This window comes from Nocardia sp. NPDC057455, assembly GCF_042802775.1.
Lineage (GTDB): Bacteria > Actinomycetota > Actinomycetes > Mycobacteriales > Mycobacteriaceae > Nocardia.
In genome coordinates, this window is the sequence record NZ_JBHVDM010000007.1 from 122,247 (window position 1) to 128,246 (window position 6,000).

At 69.5% G+C, this 6,000-nt stretch carries 5 protein-coding genes and 1 pseudogene; 4 read left to right on the top strand and 2 right to left on the bottom strand.

Translation table 11 applies throughout. The annotated features are described in order from the left end of the window. Positions 1-6 precede the first annotated feature (6 nt). Positions 7-492: a winged helix-turn-helix transcriptional regulator gene (locus tag ACFU5M_RS04855; RefSeq protein ID WP_379043752.1), complete on the top strand. Its 486-nt coding sequence runs from the start codon at positions 7-9 to the stop codon at positions 490-492. A gap of 81 nt (positions 493-573) precedes the next feature. Here the strand turns inward: ACFU5M_RS04855 and ACFU5M_RS04860 are convergent, their stop codons facing one another. Beyond that, positions 574-1,260 carry a nitroreductase gene (locus ACFU5M_RS04860; RefSeq protein ID WP_379043755.1) on the bottom strand — a complete coding sequence of 229 codons (687 nt, stop codon included), beginning with the start codon at positions 1,258-1,260 and terminating at the stop codon, positions 574-576. 173 nt (positions 1,261-1,433) lie between these two features. On the opposite strand from ACFU5M_RS04860, the pseudogene ACFU5M_RS04865 reads away from it, so the two are divergent. Next, positions 1,434-2,048 (top strand): annotated as a pseudogene (locus tag ACFU5M_RS04865) (Eco57I restriction-modification methylase domain-containing protein); the annotation flags it as partial. Between the two features lie 1,164 nt (positions 2,049-3,212). Here ACFU5M_RS04865 and ACFU5M_RS04870 read toward each other — a convergent pair. After that, complete coding sequence (locus ACFU5M_RS04870; protein ID WP_379043758.1) at positions 3,213-3,836, bottom strand: TetR/AcrR family transcriptional regulator; 624 nt, start codon at positions 3,834-3,836, stop codon at positions 3,213-3,215. A gap of 225 nt (positions 3,837-4,061) precedes the next feature. Between ACFU5M_RS04870 and ACFU5M_RS04875 the strand changes: the two genes are divergently transcribed. Both ACFU5M_RS04875 and ACFU5M_RS04880 read left to right on the top strand, forming a co-directional pair. Continuing rightward, positions 4,062-4,874: an SDR family NAD(P)-dependent oxidoreductase gene (locus ACFU5M_RS04875; RefSeq protein ID WP_379043761.1), complete on the top strand. Its 813-nt coding sequence runs from the start codon at positions 4,062-4,064 to the stop codon at positions 4,872-4,874. A 111-nt stretch (positions 4,875-4,985) separates the two neighbouring features. Beyond that, entirely contained in the window at positions 4,986-5,990 is a 1,005-nt protein-coding gene (locus tag ACFU5M_RS04880; RefSeq protein ID WP_379043791.1) for a GAF domain-containing protein, read from the top strand. Positions 5,991-6,000 lie beyond the last annotated feature (10 nt).

The window sequence follows — 6,000 nt, forward strand, 5'->3', positions numbered from 1 at the left end:
CGGGAGGTGCGCTACGAAGAACTGGCCGACGTGCCGTGCTCGATCACGCGCCCACTCGTGGTCTTCGGTGATCGCTGGACTCTGCTGATCCTCAAGTCCTGCTTCTCCGGTATCCGTCGGTTCAACGCTTTCCAAAGCGCACTGGGGATCTCGCGCAGCAGGCTGCAGGATCGTCTGGACCGGCTGATCGACAACGGCATCCTCGTCAAGCAGAAGGCTGCCGTGGGCGCGCACGAGGAGTACCGCCTCACCCCCAAAGGCCACGACATCTACCCGATTCTGCTGGCCATCCGCGATTGGGGCGACACCTACATGGCGCCGGAAGGGCCTCCGGTGCGCTACGCCCATCGCGATTGCACGGGCGAGGCGCACGTCAAACTCGAATGCGATTCGTGCGGAACCGAACTCACCGCACGTGATGTCACCCCCGAGCCCGGACCCGGCTTGCTGGGCGTCACCGGCAGCGAGGCCGCCACGGGGAGCGTGCGCTAGCGAAGGAGCGCTGACCGGCCGCGGCGCAGCGGGAACGCTCCGTCGGCGCGCCCCCGCGGGGCGAGGCCGCGCCCGGCGGCATCAGTCGGCGAACCAGGTGGTGACTTCGTCGTGCTCGGCCCGGGCGGTGCGGAAGCCGTTGACGGGATGATCGAGGTCCGGGTATCCGAACGAGATTCCGGCGACGACCTTGCGGTGCTCCGGGATACCGAAGTACTCCCGGAGGAAGGGGGAGTACGTGGCCAGTGCGGCCTGCGGCGCCGCCCCGAGGCCGAGGCTCTGTGCGCCCAACAGGAAACTGCCGATGTAGAGACCACAGTCCACCGCTCCGTATATGCCCAGATCGGCTTCGCTGGTCACGATCGCCACGTGCGGCGCGTCGAAGAATTCGAAGTTCCGCACGGCCTGCCGCATGGTTTTCTCGTGATCGCCTTTGGCGATGCCGACGCTTTCGTACAGTTGCTTTCCGCATTCGCGCCTGCGGTCCCGGTACACCCCGGTGTAGTGCGCGGGGAACTCGAAATCCGGTGCGGGTGTGGCGGTCGCGATGTGCTCGACGAGTTCCTTCCGGAAACGATCCGTTCCGGCCCCCTCCGTCACCACGACCTGCCAGGGCTGGGTGTTGCACCATGACGGCGTCCGCTGGGCCAGCCGCAACAGGGCCTGGATGGTGTCGCGCTCGACGGGCTGCGGGCGGAATTGCCTGCAGGTCCAGCGTTCGTCGAGCACCCGGGCCAGCGTCGTGAAGTCGTCTGTCGTCACTGTCATTTCCCCCGCCTCCTTTGGAAGTCTTATTTCGAGACCAGACGCTAGCATCGAACACTCCGGCGCGAAAGCCGGGCGGTCACCCGGGACGGGCGAATCGGCCGCAGCGCGCGGTCGCCCGATCCTGTTCTCCGCGTTACGGCGATCGGCGCGGCGGGAGGAGGCAGAATCCCGATATGGCGTCCGAAGCTCCCGCCGCGCGGGACCGTAAACGGCACGGCAGGCACTACACGCCCCCTGTGCTGGCCCGGTTCCTGGCGCAACGGCTGCTACGCCATGTCGAACTCTCGGACGGGGGCGTCCTGCGCGTGCTCGATCCGGCCTGCGGCGACGGCGAATTGCTGTTCGCGGTACACCACGAGGTCGCGGCCCGGTTTCCCGGTATCCGCCTGACGCTGATCGGCTACGACCTGGACGCCCGAGCGCTCGCGGTCGCCCGCGGGCGCGCCCGGGCCGCGGGGATCGCCGCGCAGTGGCGCAGGGCGGACTTCCTCGCGGTGGAGGCCCAGCTCGCGGACGGCTCGTTCGACGCGGTGATCACCAACCCGCCGTATGTGCGCACCCAGCAGCTGGGCGGATCGACGGCGCAGTTGCTGAGCAAGCGGTTCGGTCTGCGCGGGCGGATCGACCTCACCCATCCGTTCGTCGCGACGCTGCCCCGGTTGCTGGCCGCGGGCGGCGTGCTCGGCTTGTTGTGCGCCAACCGGTTCCTGACCACAAAGGCCGGCGCGAACATCCGGCGGCTGCTGCTGACCGACCTGGCTCCGCTCGAGCTGTACGACCTGGGGGACACCAAACTGTTCACCGCCGCGGTCCTCCCCGCGATCACCATCGCGCGGCGCGCCGGGCAGGTCGACGGCTGCCGCTACGTTTCCGCGTACGAGGCCACGGGCGAAACGCCCGGTGCGAAGACGCTGTTCGAGGCGCTGGTCGAGCCGGGCGGCTCGATCATCGAGTACAACGGCCGGACCTTCGTCGTCGAGGTCGGCGAATTGGCGACCGAACGCTCGGCGCCGAGGTTCCTCGGTGCCCCCGGAGCCGATCGCGGCCGCGACGGCAGTCCGATCGGCGCGGCCACGCGCGGCGGGCCGGAGTCGGCGGCGGGAAGGACGCGCCGGGGCGCAGCGCGGGAATCGGAGGTCGCATGGCGGATGTCGCACGTCGCGAACGATTCCTGGCTGGCGCGGATAGCGGGGGCGACCTGGCGCAGTTTCGGTGACGTAGCGCGCATCCGGGTCGGCATCAAGACGACCGCCGATCGCGTGTTCATCTCGGACCGCTGGGCTCAGGCCGAGCCGTGTCCGGAGTCCGAACTACTGCTCGACCTGATCACCCACCACGATCTCGCGCCGTGGCGGGCTACCCGCCCCCGCGACGTTCGCGTGCTGTACCCCTACGACCTGGCCAGTTCGCGCCGCACACCGATCGATCTCGACGAATATCCCGGCGCCGCCGCGTATCTGCGGTCCCATCGGGAGACGCTGGCCGGACGCCGCTACGTCACCGAGAGCGGGCGCGCCTGGTATGAGATCTGGGTGCCGCAGCGCCCGCACCTGTGGCGCGAGCCGAAGCTGGTCTTCCCCGATATCAGCGACCGGCCGCGTTTCGCGCTGGACGATTCGGGCGCGGTGGTCAACGGCGACTGTTACTGGATCTCGTTGCCCGATCTGGCCGGTGTGCCCGCCGAGGCGACGCGCTTGGCTTATCTGCTGATGGGTGTGGCCAATTCGGCGCTCGGGTTGCGGTTCTACGACGTGGTCTGCGGCAATCGGCTGTACTCGGGCAGGCGGCGGTGGATCACCCAGTACGTGTCCCGGCTGCCGGTGCCCGATCCGGCGGCCGCCAGGTCGGCGGGTGTGATCGATCTGGTGCGCGAATTCGTGGAGGGCCGGGCGCCGGATACCGCGGCGCGGGCCGAACTGGACGAGCGGGTGGCCGCCGCGTTCGGCGTCGGCTTACGTGCTGACCTGGACACCGACCATCGGCAGCAAGGTGCGCCGGGCGAATTCACGTGCCGCGCCGCGATCGCTGACCGGAATCAGACCGTCGGGGGTGAGGGCGAGCGACAGCGCCAGCCGGGCCATGATCTCGGCGACCAGTTCGGCGTCGAAGTCGTGCGTGCCACGGGCATCCCGTAGCTCGCGCAGCTTCTCGGCCAGGTAGTCGCGGCCGACGGCGAGGATCGGTCCCGCCTCGGTGGTCAGCCGGGGCAGGATCAGGTCGGGCTCGGTCCGCAGCAGCCTGCGCAGCAGTTCGTTGCCCGCGATGGCGCCGATGAACGCCACGAAGATCTCGACCAGCTGATCGTCGTTGCCGGAGACGGTGCGCACCTGCTTCTCGATCGAGGCGACGAAGCGCTGTGCCTCCCGCACGCTGACTGCCTCGACCAGGTCGTTCTTGGACTCGTAGCGCCGGTACAGCGTGGCCGGGCTGATGCCCGCACGGCGGGCGATCTCGCCCATGCTGGTCCGCTTGATGCCGAAGTCCAGGAAGGCCGAGAGCGCGCTTTCCAGGAGCTTCTCGCCGTCGGCGACCGGTTTCTCGAGGATGCGTTGCAGCATGGGCGAGATGGTTGGCATCGAATCTCCAGTGGGTTCGGCGCGGTGGGCGGGCCGTGGCCGGTGGGCGCGGCATCGCGACGGGTGCGGACGGGGACGTCCATTATTTCATCGAGTGGGCGCAGCGTGAGCGGGCATCGCCCGACGGCGCGATCCCGCCGAGTAGGTCGCGTGTCCATATTCGACTGGCTAGCCTGTGGGAGACGTCCGGTCTGACCCTCGGCCGGTACGGAAAGGGGTTGAGCCATGGGGTATTTCGCGGATCGAGTAGTGGCGGTCACCGGGGCGGGCTCGGGTATCGGCCGAGAGTTGGCCGTGGCATTGGCCGGTGCGGGGGCATGGCTGGCGCTGTCGGACAAGTCGGCGGAAGCCGTCGCGGAGACGGGGGCGTTGTGCGCGGCCGTGGGACGAGAGCCGGAGGTGAGCACGGTGGACGTCACCGACCGGGCGGCCGTGTTCGCCTACGCGGAGCGGACCGTCGCGCGGTTCGGCCGGGTCGAGGCGCTGTTCAACAACGCGGGCATCCTGCACGTCGGAAGCGTGCTGGAGTCGCCGTTCGGCGACTTCGAACAGGTGATGGCCGTCGACTTCTGGGGTGTGGTGAACGGAACCAAGGCGTTCCTGCCGCATCTGCTGGCCGCTGATCGCGCGCACGTCGTGAACATGTCCTCGGCCTTCGGGCTGGTGGCCGTGGCGCGGCACGCGCCGTACAACGCGGCGAAGTTCGCCGTGCGCGGTTTCACCGAATCGCTGCGCCAGGACATGCGGGCTGCGGGTGGCTCGGTGCGGGTCACCGGGGTGTATCCCGGTGGTGTGCTCACCGGGATCGCCCGGTCGGCGAGCGTCGCGCCGGGGGTCGACGTGGAGGAGGTGGTGCGCCGATTCGAAGGGCGCGTGGCCCGGATCGGTCCGGCCGCCGCGGCGCGGACCATCCTGCGCGGCGCCGCGCGGGGCGAGGCCAAGGTTTTGGTCGGGCTGGACGCCATCGCTGTGGATCTGGTCACAAGAATCGCCGGGTCTTACCACGAGAAGGTGCTGGACATGGTATTCCGTTCCTGACCGCACGCAGGGTATCGCGGTCAGGGACGGGGATGGCGAAATGAGAACTGGCAGAACATATTTCAGGTTATGGGAGAAGGTGGGAGGGCCGCACGGCGGTGCAGCGCGGGGATGCGGGCGGTGACGAAATGGATTCTCGTGGAGTGCTTTTCGAATGCGCCGGGGCGAGTGATCGCGGTGGGCTCCGCGCCGAAGTCGTTCGTGCCGCTGACCAACATCGTGCGCAATCCGCTGTCGCTGGCCGACGCGGAGTCGGCGCTGCGGCGGGCATACGCGACCGGTGTGCCGGTGGCAGAGGCCTCCGGCGACGGGCGGCGCACGGTGCGGGCCGATCCGCTGCTCATCGCGCCGCGGCGGGCGCATGCCGTCCGGTTGTGGGTGGGCCCCCGGCAGGAGCCGGTCGCGGCGGCCGACCCGATGGGGGCGTGGCACTTCGATCTCACGACCAATCGCTCGGTGCGCAGTACCGACCTGCTGGACCTGTACGGCGTCGCGCCGGAGAACCGTGCCGCGGAACTGGCCATCGCGAGCGCGTTCACACGGTTGGTCACCAACCGCGACGAGAGCGAGGCGCTGGCCAAGATCGTCAACTCGGCGCCGGACACCGAGCATCAGGCGGTATGGACCGTCCGGCGGGACGACGACGCGCTGCGCGCCGCGCATTTCGCCTGCCGGATCGTCGCCGAGTCCGATGACTCCGGCGAGCGTCACGTGCTGCTGCGCGGCGTGACCCAGGACATCGGCGCGGCCACCGCGGTCTCGGCGGCCCCGCCGCCGGCGATCCTGGAGTACACGGTGCTGGAAGCCGCCACCCAACCCGGCGAGTACCGCGCGATCGTCAATCTGCGCTCGTTGCGGCTGATCCGGTGGATCGGCGCGCCCATGCCGGACATCGCCTGGGAGGACCGCCCGGGGCAGCCGAGCCCGCAGATCCATCCGGACGATCTGGCGACCGCGAAGACCATGTCACGGGACCTGGCGCGGCATCGCACCGAGGGAACGGTGCGCCTGCGCAGGCTCGACGGTGGTTGGCAACCGGTACGAATTCGGGCCGCGTTGATGGCGCTGGATCAGCACACCACGGCCGGACTGGCCACGGTCACCGCGGCATCGTGAACCGCGGTGC

Bases quoted from the DNA above. Each gene is read 5' to 3' on its own strand.
- ACFU5M_RS04860 (WP_379043755.1), bottom strand. From the start codon at position 1,260: ATGACAGTGACGACAGACGACTTCACGACGCTGGCCCGGGTGCTCGAC.
- ACFU5M_RS04870 (WP_379043758.1), bottom strand. From the start codon at position 3,836: ATGCCAACCATCTCGCCCATGCTGCAACGCATCCTCGAGAAACCGGTC.
- ACFU5M_RS04875 (WP_379043761.1), top strand. From the start codon at position 4,062: ATGGGGTATTTCGCGGATCGAGTAGTGGCGGTCACCGGGGCGGGCTCG.
- ACFU5M_RS04880 (WP_379043791.1), top strand. From the start codon at position 4,986: ATGCGGGCGGTGACGAAATGGATTCTCGTGGAGTGCTTTTCGAATGCG.